The 16291-nt window shown below is 52.8% G+C and carries 20 protein-coding genes; all 20 read right to left on the bottom strand.

What is annotated here, in order from left to right:
* Positions 1-93: 93 nt before the first annotated feature.
* Positions 94-897 carry an SDR family oxidoreductase gene (locus tag WD823_RS07245; protein WP_368428820.1) on the bottom strand — a complete coding sequence of 268 codons (804 nt, stop codon included), beginning with the start codon at positions 895-897 and terminating at the stop codon, positions 94-96.
* A gap of 301 nt (positions 898-1198) precedes the next feature.
* Positions 1199-2215: an IS110 family transposase gene (locus WD823_RS07250; protein WP_368428821.1), complete on the bottom strand. Its 1017-nt coding sequence runs from the start codon at positions 2213-2215 to the stop codon at positions 1199-1201.
* Between the two features lie 461 nt (positions 2216-2676).
* On the bottom strand, positions 2677-3753 hold the full coding sequence (locus WD823_RS07255; RefSeq protein WP_368428822.1) for an NERD domain-containing protein: 1077 nt from the start codon (positions 3751-3753) through the stop codon (positions 2677-2679).
* Positions 3754-4043: 290 nt separating this feature from the next.
* Positions 4044-4349, bottom strand: a complete 306-nt coding sequence (locus WD823_RS07260; RefSeq protein WP_368428823.1) for a hypothetical protein — start codon at positions 4347-4349, stop codon at positions 4044-4046.
* Between the two features lie 115 nt (positions 4350-4464).
* Complete coding sequence (locus tag WD823_RS07265; RefSeq protein ID WP_368428824.1) at positions 4465-4980, bottom strand: hypothetical protein; 516 nt, start codon at positions 4978-4980, stop codon at positions 4465-4467.
* A gap of 93 nt (positions 4981-5073) precedes the next feature.
* Positions 5074-5604, bottom strand: a complete 531-nt coding sequence (locus WD823_RS07270; RefSeq protein ID WP_368428825.1) for a hypothetical protein — start codon at positions 5602-5604, stop codon at positions 5074-5076.
* A gap of 80 nt (positions 5605-5684) precedes the next feature.
* The gene (locus tag WD823_RS07275; protein WP_368428826.1) at positions 5685-6275 is read right to left on the bottom strand and encodes a hypothetical protein; all 591 of its coding nucleotides are present in this window, start codon (positions 6273-6275) and stop codon (positions 5685-5687) included.
* A gap of 418 nt (positions 6276-6693) precedes the next feature.
* Positions 6694-7752 carry an AbiJ-NTD4 domain-containing protein gene (locus WD823_RS07280; RefSeq protein ID WP_368428827.1) on the bottom strand — a complete coding sequence of 353 codons (1059 nt, stop codon included), beginning with the start codon at positions 7750-7752 and terminating at the stop codon, positions 6694-6696.
* 94 nt (positions 7753-7846) lie between these two features.
* On the bottom strand, positions 7847-8863 hold the full coding sequence (locus tag WD823_RS07285) for a DUF2130 domain-containing protein (RefSeq protein WP_368428828.1): 1017 nt from the start codon (positions 8861-8863) through the stop codon (positions 7847-7849).
* Positions 8864-9052: 189 nt separating this feature from the next.
* Positions 9053-9298: a hypothetical protein gene (locus WD823_RS07290; protein WP_368428829.1), complete on the bottom strand. Its 246-nt coding sequence runs from the start codon at positions 9296-9298 to the stop codon at positions 9053-9055.
* A complete protein-coding gene (locus WD823_RS07295) occupies positions 9258-9554 on the bottom strand; it encodes a type II toxin-antitoxin system RelE/ParE family toxin (protein ID WP_368428830.1) in 297 nt (98 codons plus the stop codon). Before WD823_RS07295 ends, WD823_RS07290 begins: the two co-directional genes overlap by 41 nt.
* The gene (locus WD823_RS07300; protein WP_368428831.1) at positions 9551-9760 is read right to left on the bottom strand and encodes an addiction module protein; all 210 of its coding nucleotides are present in this window, start codon (positions 9758-9760) and stop codon (positions 9551-9553) included. Before WD823_RS07300 ends, WD823_RS07295 begins: the two co-directional genes overlap by 4 nt.
* 136 nt (positions 9761-9896) lie before the next feature.
* A complete protein-coding gene (locus WD823_RS07305; protein ID WP_368428832.1) occupies positions 9897-10322 on the bottom strand; it encodes a hypothetical protein in 426 nt (141 codons plus the stop codon).
* Positions 10323-10358: 36 nt separating this feature from the next.
* Positions 10359-10772 carry a hypothetical protein gene (locus WD823_RS07310; RefSeq protein ID WP_368428833.1) on the bottom strand — a complete coding sequence of 138 codons (414 nt, stop codon included), beginning with the start codon at positions 10770-10772 and terminating at the stop codon, positions 10359-10361.
* A gap of 183 nt (positions 10773-10955) precedes the next feature.
* The gene (locus tag WD823_RS07315) at positions 10956-11801 is read right to left on the bottom strand and encodes a tetratricopeptide repeat protein (protein ID WP_368428834.1); all 846 of its coding nucleotides are present in this window, start codon (positions 11799-11801) and stop codon (positions 10956-10958) included.
* Positions 11802-11816: 15 nt separating this feature from the next.
* Positions 11817-12683 carry an MlaD family protein gene (locus WD823_RS07320; protein ID WP_368428835.1) on the bottom strand — a complete coding sequence of 289 codons (867 nt, stop codon included), beginning with the start codon at positions 12681-12683 and terminating at the stop codon, positions 11817-11819.
* 12 nt (positions 12684-12695) lie between these two features.
* On the bottom strand, positions 12696-13343 hold the full coding sequence (locus tag WD823_RS07325; RefSeq protein WP_368428836.1) for an ATP-binding cassette domain-containing protein: 648 nt from the start codon (positions 13341-13343) through the stop codon (positions 12696-12698).
* 26 nt (positions 13344-13369) lie between these two features.
* On the bottom strand, positions 13370-14152 hold the full coding sequence (locus tag WD823_RS07330) for an ABC transporter permease (RefSeq protein WP_368428837.1): 783 nt from the start codon (positions 14150-14152) through the stop codon (positions 13370-13372).
* Positions 14153-14302: 150 nt separating this feature from the next.
* Complete coding sequence (gene aroC / locus WD823_RS07335) at positions 14303-15400, bottom strand: chorismate synthase (RefSeq protein WP_368428838.1); 1098 nt, start codon at positions 15398-15400, stop codon at positions 14303-14305.
* A gap of 50 nt (positions 15401-15450) precedes the next feature.
* Complete coding sequence (locus WD823_RS07340; RefSeq protein ID WP_368428839.1) at positions 15451-16263, bottom strand: MipA/OmpV family protein; 813 nt, start codon at positions 16261-16263, stop codon at positions 15451-15453.
* Between the last annotated feature and the right edge of the window lie 28 nt (positions 16264-16291).

Here is a 16291-nt window from a genome sequence, read left to right on the forward strand (position 1 = left end):
CAAGGCGTAACCCATGTCCTCGGACTATTTTGTTACTGATGTCACCGACCGCTCAACACGTCCACACGTCTGTTTGGCTTCTTCCGAGCGCAGTTACCCGAGCTGTATTTCGGGCGGGACCTCTGGATTCATCAATGACGCGCCGCCGTCGGCGTAAATCACCTGTCCGGTAATCCAGCTGGCTTGCTCTGAACAAAAGAGCGTTGCAACGTTGCCGACATCTTCTGGCGTTCCCAAGCGTCCCATTGGAGTCCACCCGCGCGCGTGCCAATTCCTGATGAGATCTTGCACCTGCTGCGGCAGCGAGTTCAATACGCTGTCCTCGGTCCATCCAGGGCTGATCGCATTCACCGTGATGCCGCGTTTGGCAAGTGTCACCGCGAAGTAACGGACGAGAGATTCCACCGCCGCCTTGGCTGAACCCATGCCTACCCAGGGTTGCAGCCCGCCTGTGCGACTCCCCTGGGCGTAGGTGATAGCGAGGACTCTCCCTCCTTTACCCATGAGGGAAGCCGCCTCGCGAACCCCGACGAGAAACGCCTTCGCCTGCGAATCGAACGCCGCATCCCACTGTTCGAGCGTGATATCCATCGGCGGGTAGAAAAACGCAGCCGCCTCCGGCCGTGCGTTGCTGACGAAGATGTCGAGCTTACCGAATTCACTTTGAACCTTGCGGAACATCTGGCTGATCTGTTCTGGGCGCAACACATCGGCCTGGACTATCAGGCCATCGGCGCCAAGTCTCCGCACTTGAGCAAGCGTATCGACTGCAGCCGCCTCGTTCTGGTAGTAATGGATCGCGACCTTGACGCCGCTCGCCGCCAATTTCAGGGCGATTCCTCTGCCAATGCCACGGGAGCCCCCGGTGATCAGCGCATGTTTTCCGTTCAGAGACATATCGACCTCCTTGAGTTTGCGGTCTAACTAGAATGTATGGACTCCCCCCGTTTTGCAAGAAGATTGCCGTCGTGGCAAGCGAGGCGAGATTGCACCAATGTATCCGGCCTTTCGATGAGCATCGTGCCCTGGCCCTGATGGTAATCCGCACACCGGCGCCTCATTAGTAGATCGGTCTGTACTACGACCTTTCAAGTTATCAGGCTTGGCCGGCGTCGGTCTGACCCGTTTGCCGTTCAGTCAATCCTCTACGCAATCGCTGGTGGGGTATCCTCCGTTCGATTCGATGTTGGCCTGGCGGTTATACCGCCAAGCAATATTCCTGGTTACGCGCGAGCATCGCCCAGATGATGCGGGCATGCTTCGCGGCCAGGGCGACGGCCGCGACATTATTACAAGAACGCCGCTTGAGGGCTTCCACCCACCGACTCTTAACATCGGTTCGGTGGGCCGTGCGCAGCAGCGCCGAGCGGCTGCCGTGGATCAGGAGCGTGCGCAGATACACGTCGCCTCGTTTGCTCATCGATCCCAGGCGGGCCTTGCCGCCGGTGGAATGTTGCCGCGGGGTTAAGCCCAGCCAGGCGGCGAATTGCCGGCCGTTCCGGAAGCATTTCCCGTCATCGATGCTCGCCACGATCGCCGTGGCCGTCAGCGGGCCTATGCCTTCGAGTTTCATCAGACGCCGAGCGGGTTCGCTCTGAGCCGCCAACTGATCGACGTGCCGGTCGTAATCGGCGATCTGGCGGTCATGCTCGGTGAGCCGTGAGCGAAGTTCGGCAAAGACCGCGCGGGCGAGATCCGGCAGATTATTGTCGGCGTCCTCCAGGATGCGGGGCAGCTCCCGACGCAGCCGCACAATGCCCTGAGCCAGGACGATGCCGTATTCGGCGAGCAGGCCGCGAATCTGGTTCACCAGTGCCGTGCGCTCGGCGACGCGGAGCTGTCGTACGCGATGCACGGTCAGCACCGCCTGTTGCACCAGCGATTTAACCGGAACAAAGCGCATGTTCGGGCGTCCCGCTGCTTCACAGATGGCCTCGGCGTCGTTCTTGTCGTTCTTTTCGTTCTTCCGATACGGGCGCACAAACTGGGCAGCGATCAGACGCGCCTCGTGTCCCTGCTTGGACAACTCCCGTGCCCAATAATGCGCGCCGGCGCAGGCCTCCATGCCGATCCGACAGGGTTCAAGGTGTGCGAAGAACTCGATCACCTTGGCGCGGCTTAACTGTTTTTGCAGTACGGTCTTGCCGTGGCTGTCCACGCCGTGTACCTGAAACACGTTCTTGGCGAGGTCGATTCCGATTCGTGTCATTTTCATGGCTGACTCCTCCTTCTCGTTGAGTGGTTGAAACCACTTCCAATCTGGCACAGCACGATGCCGTTTGAGGAGGGGGAGTCCATTCCATTAGTAGACGACCTAAATGTCGGTTTGCAAAGCGACATAATACGGTGTTCCTTATCGCATAGTAATTTGGCCCCTTATGTTTCAAGTCCTTGGATATATTTAGTACGACCTAAAAGAAAATGACAAACCCGACATTATCGAATCATTCACTGCCAACATCAGTGTAAAAGGGTACTGACCCCTTTATTCGTTCGTGATCCACCATATCTCAGTCACAGCTTCCGGGCCTTGTTCGGCCATTCTCGTGAAAGCTAACGATTAAACTCACAGGCGCGCCGCTTTTTTGCGCGTCCTGTGGAGTGCATTATTATGCGGAATTCTTAGGATGCGTCCGTAATTTATTTCGTGTATTAATTGTCGATAGTTGTAATATTTCAATGCATATTCATCCTTAAATAATCAGATATGCTTTTAACTTCTGCGTCATTAAAGATTGGTTCAAAATATGTTATATATCCATTTAATTCACTTACAGATTTTACTTTTACATATTTGAATTTCTCTTTTGGTTTTTCATTAATCATGACGATTATATTTCTAATTGGTATTTGTTTATTTCCCCAGTGATGACTGTTCAAATTAATTTCCTTGTATTCTGATTCGCTATTTAATAAAACAAATAATGCATAGCTAGTTCTCATAATTTGTTTGATAGGCGATCTTAGATCAAGATTTTTAATTGATTCTTTGCTCCAATTTTTCGTTTCAAGAATAAAAATGCCAGAATTAGCAATTAATAAATGATCTATTTGAATGCTGCGTATTCTGTCATTTTCTTTTCTATTAAATATAGGAGGGTTAAGTTCTATTGAAAAATCATTGAATAAAACATAATTGTCGGATAGTTTTTGAAGTTCTTTTACAACCAAGCTTTCCCCGATTGCTCCAGCAATTAAAGTATATAGCCCTTCAACAACTTCCTTTGTAAAGGCCAACTCTTCATGGCTTGGTAAACTACGTTCTAAAATAATCTTTTCCTTGTTTTCTGAAAAATCATCTAGTTTTTGTTTAATATTAATAACTTGATGTTCTGCAACATATGTTTTCTTATGTATGATCTTTTCAAAATTCTTTTCTAGGCTCGATTTCTTTAATTTTAATATTGCAAGTTGTGGAAAAAAGAAAATTTTCTTAATTAAATTATTTTTACTTCTTTCTTCAATCAGGTTGATTTTGTCTTTTAGATTTTTTATTTTAGTATTGACTTTGTTTGTAATTTCGGCTTTTAAATTGTCGTAAACCTGTTGGTGCTTAATAAGGTCAGATTGCAGATCATTTATTTCCAAATCTAATGTATGTTCTATTTGTTTAGATATTACTTTCTTTTCAAAGTCATAGTTCTTTATAAAATTATCAATTTCACCAATTGAATTAAATCTTGTAATGCCGTTTTGATTTAATATTTCTTTTAATTTTTTAAGAGATTCTATTTGTCCATCAACTATAGTCATGATTAAAATATTAATGTAAGAGTTTATAAATTATCATTTATTAATATAAATATATGTCCTTATTGAGCGAAGGATAACCTAGTTTTTTGTGTGTGCTCGCATCAAGATGCTGCATAACTAGAATTAGACGACCTAAATGTCGGTTTGCAAAGCGACATAATGAAGTTGAGATCAGCTAGCTTGGCATCCTTCATACGTCCTCACCAGCTGTCTAAGGCCTTGTTGAGCCGCGCGGGGCACGACTATTAAACCTTGCGCCAGCGTTACACCGCGTCGGCTCGAATAAGAAGTTATGTTTTCGTTTCGCTAGGTTCTGAATCTGCTCTTGCCTCTTTATCTACGCGACTTTCAAATACGTACCAGCATCGCTCAACACAGGATATCCAATGATCCTTGTTCTTTACTTGCCCGGACGCTTCTTTGGCGTAGCTTATTACTTCACCTAATTTTCCAAAAAGGTAACCATCAATCTCCCCGCGAAGAGTCGAGGCCATGAACTCCAGCCGCTTGATTGGGTATTGTGCTTCCTTCTTCGTTGAGGCGTACATGACATCTTCAACGAGTTGTCTAAGTTCTTCCAATCTGTTCTTGTCCACGGTCATTTCCTTATAAAACATAACTAGAATTAGACGACCTAAATGTCGGTTTGCAAAGCGACATAGTACGGTTTTCCCTGTCGTATGCATTCAATGGAGTCTGAACCTATTGGTTTCATTGTGCAGCTGCAAGAATTGCGCGACGGCACGACTTGAGAAACCCGATTCTTTTCGCGTTGATCTGTTCCAGTGTTTGTAACAGCTGAGCATGCTCGATGGCATCTGCTTGTCTCCTCAACTCATCTGCCAAGGCTTGCTGCGGCGATGGTCGAAGTTTGGGATGTTTTGAATACTGCTCTTCCATAAACCTCTCATTCTGCTTAAGAATGTCTTTTGTTTTTTCATTCACCACCACCTGAGTGCTTCTAATTCTTTCTGGTAATTCCTCAAGATGCCGTACCTCGTTGTCTAGTAATTGAAGCTGTTTGACCCAAAATCGTTTACCCTGAATTATGGACTTTAGTCTTTGTATAGGTCCGGAAACCTCGCAGGAATCATTAATAGATAGTTCGCTTGCCGGCAGCAACGCGGCTATGGCTGTGGCGACAATACCGACAAGGAGGACTGCGATTGCTTTCCGTTTTCTATCGTGTAACAACTTTCTTAGCTCTGCGATCAAGATATGCGCCATTTGATTGCGCCTAACGATTGAAGTGAGCCGCGCCTGCGAAGCAGGTGTTGAGCCCGCCTGAAAGGCGGGCGTACTCGACTGATTTGTTATACGTCATCTTTCGATCACCTCAGATTGTTCTATAGCGTGCTCTATCGCGATTGCATCCCGAATAGTCTCTACAACACTGACTATCGTATTTGGGTAGTTGTTGCCTTCAGGATTATTTATCCAATAGAGAAATTCGTCAGCATGCTTACCAACGAACCCTTCTAATTGCGACATGATTTCTGAATGACGTAATGGCCTTTGGAGCTTCTTATCCCATATGTGACCAGCGACTTTGTTTCTAAAATTCTTCGCGCCTCTCTTACGTATCTCGGCGTTTAGCCGTTTCAGGTTCTCACGATGATTGTCCGGCACCAAACGTTGATAATGCTCCCAGAATTCCAATAGCTTACAGAAGGCTAGTGCTAGATGGGAAAAGCACATTTTCTGCACAGCGACCATCTGTTCGAGTCGGAAAGTACCTGACTTGTGTCTCTCTCGATACTCGATAAAAACGTTTGTTCCCGCAACAAGATCCGCTATTAAATCGTTCAGAACATCTACGGCGTCGATAGCAGTATCACGACTAACGCTCATATCTTTCCCATTGACGTATAACGCTCCGGTTGAGCGGCCGGGTTTTGCGCCGGGAAAACCGGTCCGCCTCGAACCGGTTGTTAGCCGTGTTTTGAAATGCCGGTCCCACTTGCGAGACTTCCTTCAAAGGCGTTGAAGTTCAGGTGCAGATGGTCTGAGTGTTTGCGCAACTCGACAAGCAAAGACTGACAAAACGACTTTATGTCAACCCTAGCACGCTTTACGGCTTCTACCGATAGGTAGGTGTCCCAATAATGCATGAACTGAAAATGAGTGCCGTCCTTCTTCCACTCGGCAACATACTGTGTTGCTACAACTTTTCCGTGCGAGACGATGTCTCGAAAATCTTCCAGATTCCTAATTCTTTGGTAAGGAGGCTCACCCTTTCGCCAGGAAAAATCGGGCAGTTTGGTAACGATTTTGTCCAGCTTCCCTTCTATGCCTTTGCCCTTGAAATGCTTCTTCTCATCCTTCCATAGTTCCGGAAGAAGTACGAAGCCGCAAAAGTTTACGAATGCTTCAAAAGCCATATAGCTTATTAACAGAGAAGGAAGAAGAAAATAAAACGATCCTTCAGTTTGCTTTTCTGCATGCTCAAGAAGCCGCGACGCGGACCGCCACAGATACTCGTGGGTGTATATCTCTTCCTCGATCGAACTCAGTTGTGGCAAGGCGAGCTCCTTGACGGCTAACTAGAATTAGACGACCTAAATGTCGCTTTGCAAAGCGACATAGTACGGTTTTCCCTGTCGTATGCATTCAATGGAGTCTGACCCTATTGATTCGTCTAGCAATACCTGTCGGTACGCGGCAGCATACGCCCGGATGCGACGTGGGTCACCGAGTTCTCCGCCTTCGGGTACCTCGCAGTGGGGCTCTACCCGTGCCCTAAGGGCAGCATACGTTTCCTGAAGCTCGACAACGTCACCACTTAGGTGACGATCAGCAAAGGCCTGAGCAACCTGGCTGAAGTCGACAGTCATGTTGTCATGCCCTAACGTCTCGGCTGTGCGGCGCCGGCCACTGTTGTTTCAGGAAACATGGCGTGCTGTCCCCGGCGTCCGCACGAGCCAGTAGTTAGCCGCTTTCTCACATCCGCCTGACGAGTGTGCGTACCCATGACATTGCAGTCTCGATTGCCCAATCCGTTTGCACAAGGGTAAGTTCTGGCATCGGCTCGGAACCTGGACCGTGACCAACCGAATTTCGAACCTTGCGAAAGTAGTCTTTCAGCATTTCTCCCTCCCAGACTGACAAATAACTGTCATTAGCTTTACTGACTAGGTTATCGACGTACTGTGCGGCCCCTGTCTCTGTGCCTCGAGTCCATCCCTTTGTGTCGGACACTATCTTTATGGCGCTTTCGAGTGCCTTTGCCGCAAAGATAGCGGGATCCTTGTCGTTAGAATCTCGACGATCCAGAGCCTCCTTCATATCAATATCTACGTTCTTCCAAAGTGGGTCTGCGACAAGAGCCCAAAATGGCTTTGCGATGTTCTGTTCTATTGTTTCATCCACCGCGAGTTGGATGAAACCGTTATGGTAGGTTAGCGGTGCACCTGCGCGGCGAAATCGTTCATTGAGCTCTGCGACTTGACCCTCGAAATTAGAATTTATTGTCGCGTTCCATGCTTTTATACCGTCTACTCTGCTTCCAGGAATCCGGAGCCCATTTCGCGGACCTGCATCACGCATTGCAGCTTCTTCTAAAGCCTTGGGCAGTTGAGCATTTGCTTGTGCGATCTCATCTCCTCGAAATCGCATCGCCAATTCTATGAAGCTGAGTCGCTCCTTAATGAATTGATCGGGATCGACCTGACCAGTGAAATTGGCATTCACGAACTGGCCGCACGCATGCTCCCAGGAGAACCAACCAGAGATGGGCACCTCGTGACCAAGATAGTTCTTCTGCGTATACGAGTAGTACCGCTGAGACAGTTCATTGATGCCCAATTCTCTTGCTAAGCGGTCATGTAATGCTTTCCACTTGATTTTGTTCGCTTCGGTCTCTTTACCTTCCGAGTCATAGTAAGGCAAGGCGTCCTTAACGATTCCGAAAGCTTGATTCAGTAGGCGTCTTTCGAGTTCTGTATACCCTGACCAGATAGGTCTGTCTAAGTAGCGGTGGGAAAAGATGTCTGTAAGCATGCTTTATCGTGATTCTGCGCGGCTAACGCCGAAGCTCAACCGCGTTTTCGCGCGCAGCGCAAAAACGTCGGTTGGAGCGCCTTGTTGGGCATTTTCATCTCGGTGTAATGCGCTGAATCCCTTCGGGCCCGACAAAGGGAGGAAGGAGTGCGCTGGCACTGGCGAGCTTTGGACTTCCCACCTTGACAGCGGGAGCGATTACTCCGCGCAGTTTCTCGTGAACCGAGCTGACACCGGAGAGAATGCCCTTGTAGTGGTTAAGTCTGTTCCCCCACATGGTTTGGTGGGTATGAACCTCTTTGTGAAATAGGGACTCAAGGTCCTGAAAGTGCTGCGCCACCTTTTTGATGTGAGCAATGTAAGTGCCGCCAGCTAAATACTCGTAGACCGCGCGAACAGCTACCTGTTTCTGTTCTCCCGAAACATTTAGCGCGTGAATAGCGAGGAGTCCTTCGCGAGCGGTGTGAATGAGAGGAAGAATTCCTTGTGGGCTTATCACTAAGACCTCACGTTCAACAAAATAGTACTGGCGCTTTGCAGGAAAGCGGTTTGTGACAAGGACGGCGAGATTCGCTTCGCGCTTAATACGTGCTTCGGCGGCTTGCAGGATGTTCTTGCTCTTCCACGTCTCTTCTTTCTTAACCTCATAGACAATTCGCCCTGCTCGCTGTCCCCGTGGCGCGCAAACGTCTTGAATGATGTCTCCGCCCTTTCCGACGTGCTCAAAACGATCTTCCCGGAAATGCTCTCGGAGAAATGCGAGAAGGGCACGTTCTTCTAGGAGGCCTTCCGTTTGGGCAGTCTCACCTCTACGTATCCGATCTTCGAGGACAGTAACTTTGTCGCGCAATCTTTTAGCTGTCGCTTGATACTTATGCAGTCGACCCTCCGCGCGTCGCCGTTCTTCCTCTCGAGCGCGTGCCGTTTTTGCACGTGCTCGAACCTGGATGTCGCGCACCCGCTGCCTTGCGCGAGAGACCTCCTCATCTGCGCGCTTCTGGGCTGCCTTCAGCTTCTCGATCTGCCGTTGGATGCCTCGATGCTCCTTCCATACTTTGGCGAAGCGCGCCGCACTCAATGGACTACCGCAAAGGGGGCAGGAATTAGTCATCAGTGCAGCTCCAGTCTGGAAATGCCCAACTAGAATTAGACGACCTAAATGTCGGTTTGCAAAGCGACATAATACGGTTTTCCCTGTCGCATAGTAATTTGGCCCCTTATGTTTCAAGACCTTGGATAAATTTAGTACGACCTAAAAGAAAATGACAAAGCCGACATCGGAAGTCATTCCGTCCGCACCTCAAGCGGCGAGTTGCTTGAGTTCCGCCGCGGCTTCTGCCATCGCCCGGATATCCCCCGCCCCTTCGCTGACAAAATAGGCGCGCTGAAAATATTCTTTGGCCTCATTGCGTTTCCCCTGCCGGGCAAAGCTGCGGCCCAGGCCCATCAAGTCGAGCGCAATCTTCTCGGCCGCGCCGTTTTCTGGCGTCGGCTTGATGGGCTGGTTATGCGCCGCTCTTCCAGCGACGTGGATTTCGACTACCATGCATTACCGCAATAACGACAATTGTCGCGTCCTCCAACCGAAAATAAACACTGAACGGAAAGCGATGAATGACAGCGCGTCTTGTGTTCCGATGAACGTCTGGGTACATCAGTGGGGTTTCTGCGATGCTCGTAAGCATCGTCAGCACTTCATCAAGGAACTCGTGCCCCAAACCTTGCCGCTGCTCCTCGTACCATGTTGCCGCATCCGCTAAGTCTTGCTCTGCTTCCGGCCGGAGCCGAACCTCAAGAGTCACAGCTTGCGCCGAATTTCCGTAATCGATTCGGTCGCCAAGCGACCACGGTTTCCATCGGTTTCGTAGGCGTCGAGGCGTCTGTCAAGCTCAGCCTTTTGTTCCTCGGTAAGTGGTAGCGCCTTCTGATCGGAGGCGATGCTATCCCACAATTCCTCGACGAGCTTAATGCGCTCATCGACTGGAAGTTTGCTCAGCTTCGTATTCATCGTGATGCCCTCAAAGTTCTTCTCCGCTAGTTTAGCCCAGTGAGCCTAAATCCGCACATAACGTTCGCCATAACCGGCAGTGAAAAGCGGGGCGACGAAGGCGCGCCGCTTTTCACTGTCCGCGTTCATGGCGTTGTTAGGGTGCGGTTGGATAACGCGCACGATGGTTCGCGGCCATGTTGAGAAGAACATCGAGGAGCGGTTGGCCAGCCATCTTGGCTTGTAATGATGCCGTCTTGCCATGCGTGGCAATGCCATAGGGAACGAGAATTTCGCTTGCAACAACTCCCTTGCCCGGCACTACCTCTAGCGCAAAGCCAACTGATTCGCCTTGTGCGTTTTTCCCACTACCTACAATAACGGTTGCCCCCGGATTTCTGGCTAACCCTGCTTCTTCGTAAGCATTGAACATAACGGAGCTAGAGCTGATGTTGTTTTTCAAGAACCAGGGATCGGCCTCATCGATCGCCGTGAACGACCTTACAGCTTTTGCCTTTGAGCGCATTGAAAAGAACAGCCAAAGTACCGCTACTATTGCTACACCCCACCAAAAGCCCGACATTGTTTCCTCCCACGATGTGACGCTGATTTGGGTTTTCTAACATCCGAAGTGCTGACGACAAACGCGAATGGCTTCCGCCAGAAACTCCTCTGAGATTGGAGCGCCATGGTTGTGCTCAATATCAATGCGATACCGGATGTAAGACTCAAGGCTAAGAGGATTTGGGATTCTTCCACTACCGATTGAGGACCGATGCGCTTCAATGCGTGCAAATATTTCAGACTCCGGGACGCCGTGTTTCTTGAGCGTAGCGAAGGTTTCCACGATAGTAGCAATGCCACTTTCAGGAAGCCCTGCCAGTTGCATCATTCCCAACCCATCGATCATGTTTTCGTTAAAACCCATTGCAGCCGCCATTGGGTCTTCGCGCACCCGCTGTTTCGCAAGACTTCGAACAAGATCATTCTTGCTTGGCCGCCCACCACCGAACAATGATTTCCACAATCCCATAAGAAGCCCTCCGAGCACCCTAACTAGAATTAGACGACCTAAATGTCGGTTTGCAAAGCGACATAATACGGTGTTCCTTGTCGTATAGTAATTTGGTCCCTTATGTTTCAAGACCTTGGAAAAATTTAGTACGGCCTAAAAGAAAATGATAAACCCGACATCGGAAATCATTCCGCCCTCATCTCAGGGGGCGAGTTTCTTGAGTTCCGCCGCGGCCTCACTCATGGCTTGGACATCCCCTACCCCCTCACTGACCAAGTAAGCGCGCTGAAAATATTCTTTGGCCTCGTTGCGCTTCCCCTGCCGGGCAAAGCTGCGGCCCAGGCCCATCAAGTCGAGCGCGATCTTCTCTGGCGCGCCGGTTTCCTTGTCGAGTTGCAGGGCGGCTGCATATGCCGCTTGCGCCGAGGCGTAATCGCCGGTTTGAAACGCCGCATCCGCGATCAGGCGTTGCGAATTGGCTTCTTCGGATTTGTTCCCAGCGCTGCGATTCAAGGCGAGCGCGCGCCGGGCCAGTTGCAAGCTTTCGTTTAGATTGGCCGGCAAGCTCATACGCGCTTTGAGATTGTAAATCCGGCCCTCGGCCGGACATCCCCGGCATAAGTCCAGCGCTTTACTCGCCCAGATGCGCGCGTTGGCGGCGTCGGCGTCATCGAGATAAAAACTCGCCTTGCGGTAGGCGGCTTCGGCACGCTGCTTGTCATCAAACGGCAGGCCGGGGCCGGAGAGAATCTGATCCAGTGCGGCGTGCGCGTCCGAGGGATTACCAAGCCGCCGGTACACCAGCGAAAGATTCATGAGTTCGCGCGCCACCCCCTCCTGATTTTCCACCGAGCGGTGAATCGCCAACGATTTTTGATATTCGTCCCGCGCGAGCGCAAATTCTCCCTGCCGAAACGCCGCTTCCCCGCGCTGGTTGTACTCAATCGCCGCTTCCTGCTGGGGCGTAAGCCTGGGCGCACTGCTGACGCATCCGGCCAACGCCAACGCAGCCGATATCACGGCCCACGACAGAATCCATCGCTTCATGGCAAAGTTCCCGCCTTATTTTTTCTTTTGGTTTTGACCTTCCGTATAACTGTCCACCGGCAACGTTTCCGATTTCGGCGCCTCAATGGCGCCGCTGATGGGCCAGGTCCGGCTGACGGAGTCGACGATTTTCTTGGCCCCCTCAACCGCCTCGCGGCCGCGTTTGGTTATCGCCGGCAGATCGGAGGCCGTAACCTTTTCCAGATTATCGAGCGCCCGGGTCGCGCTCAGGATCGCCGCATCCAACTTGCGCAACGTGGCCGGCACATCCGAGGCCGTGATTTTTTCGAGATTGTCGAAATTGTTCTTGGCGCTGACGAGCACGGCGTCCAGTTTCTGCTGTGTCGCCGGCAGCCCGGCCAGCAGCGTTTCGGCCCGCTGGGCGACGCGCTTTAAATCCTCGATCAGGGGGACAATCTCGGCGTAGAGTTCATCCACCACCTGTCCGAGCCCACGCTCCCGTTTGAACGCGATCTGCGTGTTGTCGGTGAGCGCGGCGGCGGTTTCCGTACCGGGCGAGATTTCAATGACGTTCGCACCGATTAAACCCTCCTTGAGCAAGCGCGCTTTCGAATCCGTCCTGACCCACTTCAGGTATTTTTTGTTAATGGCCAGCGTGACCTTGACCTTGGCCGCGTCGGTGAGTTCGAGTTTTTCAACTTTTCCAATGTTGAATCCGCTCAGCTTGACCGCCATCCCGTCGTTGATGTCCTGACCGCTCTCGGTAATGAAATTGAGATGGATTTTGGGCGAGAAGATATCGTGCTGATAACCGATGGATACGACCGTCAGCACTACGCCGAGGATGGCCACCAGGACGAACAGGCCGATTTTTTTCTCCAGTCCCTTAAAGCGCGGATCCTCGTTTTGCAAGATGGCCATGATTCCCTCGCGTCAATGGGTCAAGGTGATGGTCTGGTCGGTCGTCAGGCGCGCAGACACCGCGTCGTCGGCACACAAGTACAAGGAGATGCGACCGGGTTTTTTTCCGTGATATTCGCCCGTCACGCTCATGATTTGATCTGACGACTCGCGGTCCAGCCCCGTGAACAGCGAATCATATATCAGGATGTCCGGCTCCATCAGCATCGCCCGCACCAGCGCCACCGCCCGTTTCTCGTACATCGTCAACTGGTCCGGCAATTGTCCCATCTGCCGTCGCAGTCCCGCTTCCGTCATGCCGAGCTGCCGGAACAGATCAACCACCTTCCGCTCGGCTTGCGGGGCCGTGACGCCGCGGTGATACCAGGCCGGCAGCATCAGATTTTCCCAGGCCTTGAGATTGCTGATGAGTCCGCCGTCCGCCGGCACCACGCCGCTGCGCTCGAACAGCGTCAGGCGCTCGCTTTCTTCCAGCGCGTAGATATCCTGGCCATCCCATATCACGCTGCCCTTGGCCGGCCGACGCAATCCGGTGATCACGGAAAAAAATACATTTCTCCGCTCATCCGAATCGTAAATCGCCTTCGCGCGGGTGCCTGCGACCAGATCGAACGACAGATCCCGCATCGGGCCTTCAGTGACGTGATCGAAGGAGATCATGGGCTGGCGCTCGCGTCGTCAGACACTCATATGAAAAACACATACGAAATAATGCCATTCAGCAAAAAGACGGTGATCAGGTTGCGCATGACCGCGCCGGTCGCCGCGCGCGGCACCGCGGTGATCGAGCCCGCAGCGCGCAGCCCGTAATAACAGGACGTGATGGAGATCACCAGACCGAATACCAGCGCCTTGAACAGGGACACCGAGACTTCCGTCAGGCTCAACGTCGACAGGATGCCGGAGAGGCTCGTGACAAACGGCAAGTCGCCCGTGAGCGAAGCAAACGCGTATCCCGTCACGATGGCGGTCATCTGGAAATAAAAAGTCACCGCCACGACCGAGAGCGTGATCCCGACGACCCGCGGCACCACCAGATAATCTCCCGGCGAAATCCCCAGCAAGCGCAGACTGTTGACCTCGCCGCGGATGTTCATGTTCGCCAGTTCCGAGGCGGTGGCGGAACTGCTGCGGGCGATGATCACGATGGCGGACAGCAGCGGCCCGAGTTCGCGGACCACGGTCCAGAGCATGATCTTCGCCGTCAGCGCGATGTTCTGGCCCACGAGACTGGTGACCTGGGTGGTGATGACGATTCCGGAGAGCATCGCGATGGCCGTCACCGCGCCCAAGGCCTCGATGCCGGTGAAATAAATTTGTTTCTGGAGCACCAGGCGCACCGGCGGACGCGCGAGGGCGCGGAGGCGGCGCAGACAGTAGATAAACAATTCGCTGAAGCCCTGCCCGTAATCCGCGACGTTGAGCACTACCCTGCCGATCCGTCCCGGAATGATGGTCGCCAGACTCATAGGGGCGGGAGCTTTAGCAGGTTGTTAAAAAACTTCCTCTCCCTGTGGGAGAGGGCCGGGGTGAGGGTGCTCATATTTCATTTAGCATTTGTTTTTTAATATCCCCCTCATCCTAACCTTCTCCCGGAGGGAGAAGGAAAAAACTTTTTGTTAGACGCTGCCGGGGATCACCGGCGTGGGGGGTTTGACGTCGAGGTTTTGCGCGCGATGGCGCAGGGTTTGATCCATGAGCACGATCGCGAGCATCGCCTCGGCGATCGGCGTGGCGCGGATGCCGACGCAGGGATCGTGCCGGCCGAGGGTGGCGATATCCACGGCCTCGCCCTTGACGTTCACCGTCTGTCCCGGAAGGCGGATGCTGGAAGTCGGTTTGAGGGCAATGCTCACCAGGATGTCCTGCCCGGACGAAATGCCGCCGAGGATTCCGCCGGCGTTATTCGAGAGAAATCCCTTGGGAGTGATTTCATCGCGATGTTCCGTGCCCTTGTGCTCGACGGACCGAAATCCGGCGCCGATCTCAACGCCTTTGACCGCGTTGATGCTCATCATCGCGCTCGCGATGTCGGCATCGAGCCGGTCGAAGATAGGCTCGCCCAGACCCACGGGCACGCCGGTGGCGACTAGGTTGATCCGCGCGCCGATGGAATTGCCTTCCTTGCGCAAATCATCCATGTAGGCCTCGAGCACGGGTACTTTGGAGGCATCGGGACAGAAAAACGCGTTCCGTTCCACTTCACTCCAATCCTTGAGTTCCAGCTTGATCGGTCCCAACTGCGCGAGGTAACCGCGGATCGAGAGTCGATAGTGCTCACGCAGATATTTTTTGGCGATCGCGCCAGCGGCCACGCGCATCGCCGTCTCGCGCGCGGAGGCACGTCCGCCGCCGCGATGATCGCGCACGCCGTACTTCTGCAGATAGGTGTAATCGGCGTGGCCGGGACGGAAGCGATCCTGGATTTTGGAATAATCCTGCGGGCGCTGATCGGTATTCTCGATCAGCAACCCGATCGGCGTGCCGGTGGTCTTGCCTTCGAACACGCCCGATAGAATTTTGACCGCGTCCGATTCGCGCCGCTGCGTCGTATGCCGCGATTGGCCGGGTTTGCGACGATCGAGATCGGGTTGAATATCGGATTCGGACAATGCCAGACCGGGCGGACAACCATCGACGATGGCGACATAGGCCGGCCCGTGCGATTCGCCCGCCGTGGTGACGGTAAAAAGTTTGCCAAGGGTATTTCCGGACATGATGGCATGTTACCGGCAAACCCGTTGGCGAACAAACGCCGCACGGTCAATCAGCGCGATTTGGATTCCATCAGAATCCACGCGAAGCCGATCCCCACCATGAATGATTCCTTGTCTTTTACCAACGGGCTGTCAACGAAAGCGGCGCCCGACAGGTTGTCGTAGCGCGCGAACGCGCCGACCCAGTAGCGCGGATAGCGCCGGCTGGCGGTAATTGTCAGGCGGCTGCCGCTGTAACCGCCCTGGGCATCGAATGCCGGGCGCGTGGCGGTGGCGTGGACGGGATTAACTTCGTAGAAATAGTCGTGGTATTCCTCCGACGCGTACAACGGACCGCCGGCCACACCGACGTGCCAACCGCCGCCGAGACGGTCGACTTCGAAATTCAGGCTGGGGGCAAAAATCCATCCGATACTTTCAAAATTCGAGAAGTCGGTGGCGGCCGCCGCGCGCAACGGTAATCGCAGCGACCAGGTTCGATCGCGTGTCTCGTTGCGCGCGAGCAAAACATGCAGCGAGGGTCCGGCTTCGAAGGTCGGGTTGATATCCGGCATGTCCCGGCGTGCTTCGTTCTTCCCGCTGCGTGCCGGAGGCCCGACACTCAGGCTCAAATCGAGTTTTACGCGCTCGGTGGCAAACACATCCCCGTGCGCCCCTTCGCGGTCGATGTGCAGGAAATCGCCGTCATAGTGGAAATACGGGACGGGAATAATGTATCCGCGTTGTTGATCCGAACCGCGATAATCCGGGATGCTCAGCCCGCCGAGGCCCAGACCTATTTCCCAGCGCGGGGATTCACCGGCGCCGGCGGCGGACGCCAACAGGCAACCGATCATAACGGCCGAATTGAATAGTTGGCGCATTGGCATTCCTAATATATTCTTTGATGCA

Origin of the sequence: Sulfuricaulis sp. (genome assembly GCF_040901545.1) — a bacterium.
Lineage (GTDB): Bacteria > Pseudomonadota > Gammaproteobacteria > Acidiferrobacterales > Sulfurifustaceae > Sulfuricaulis.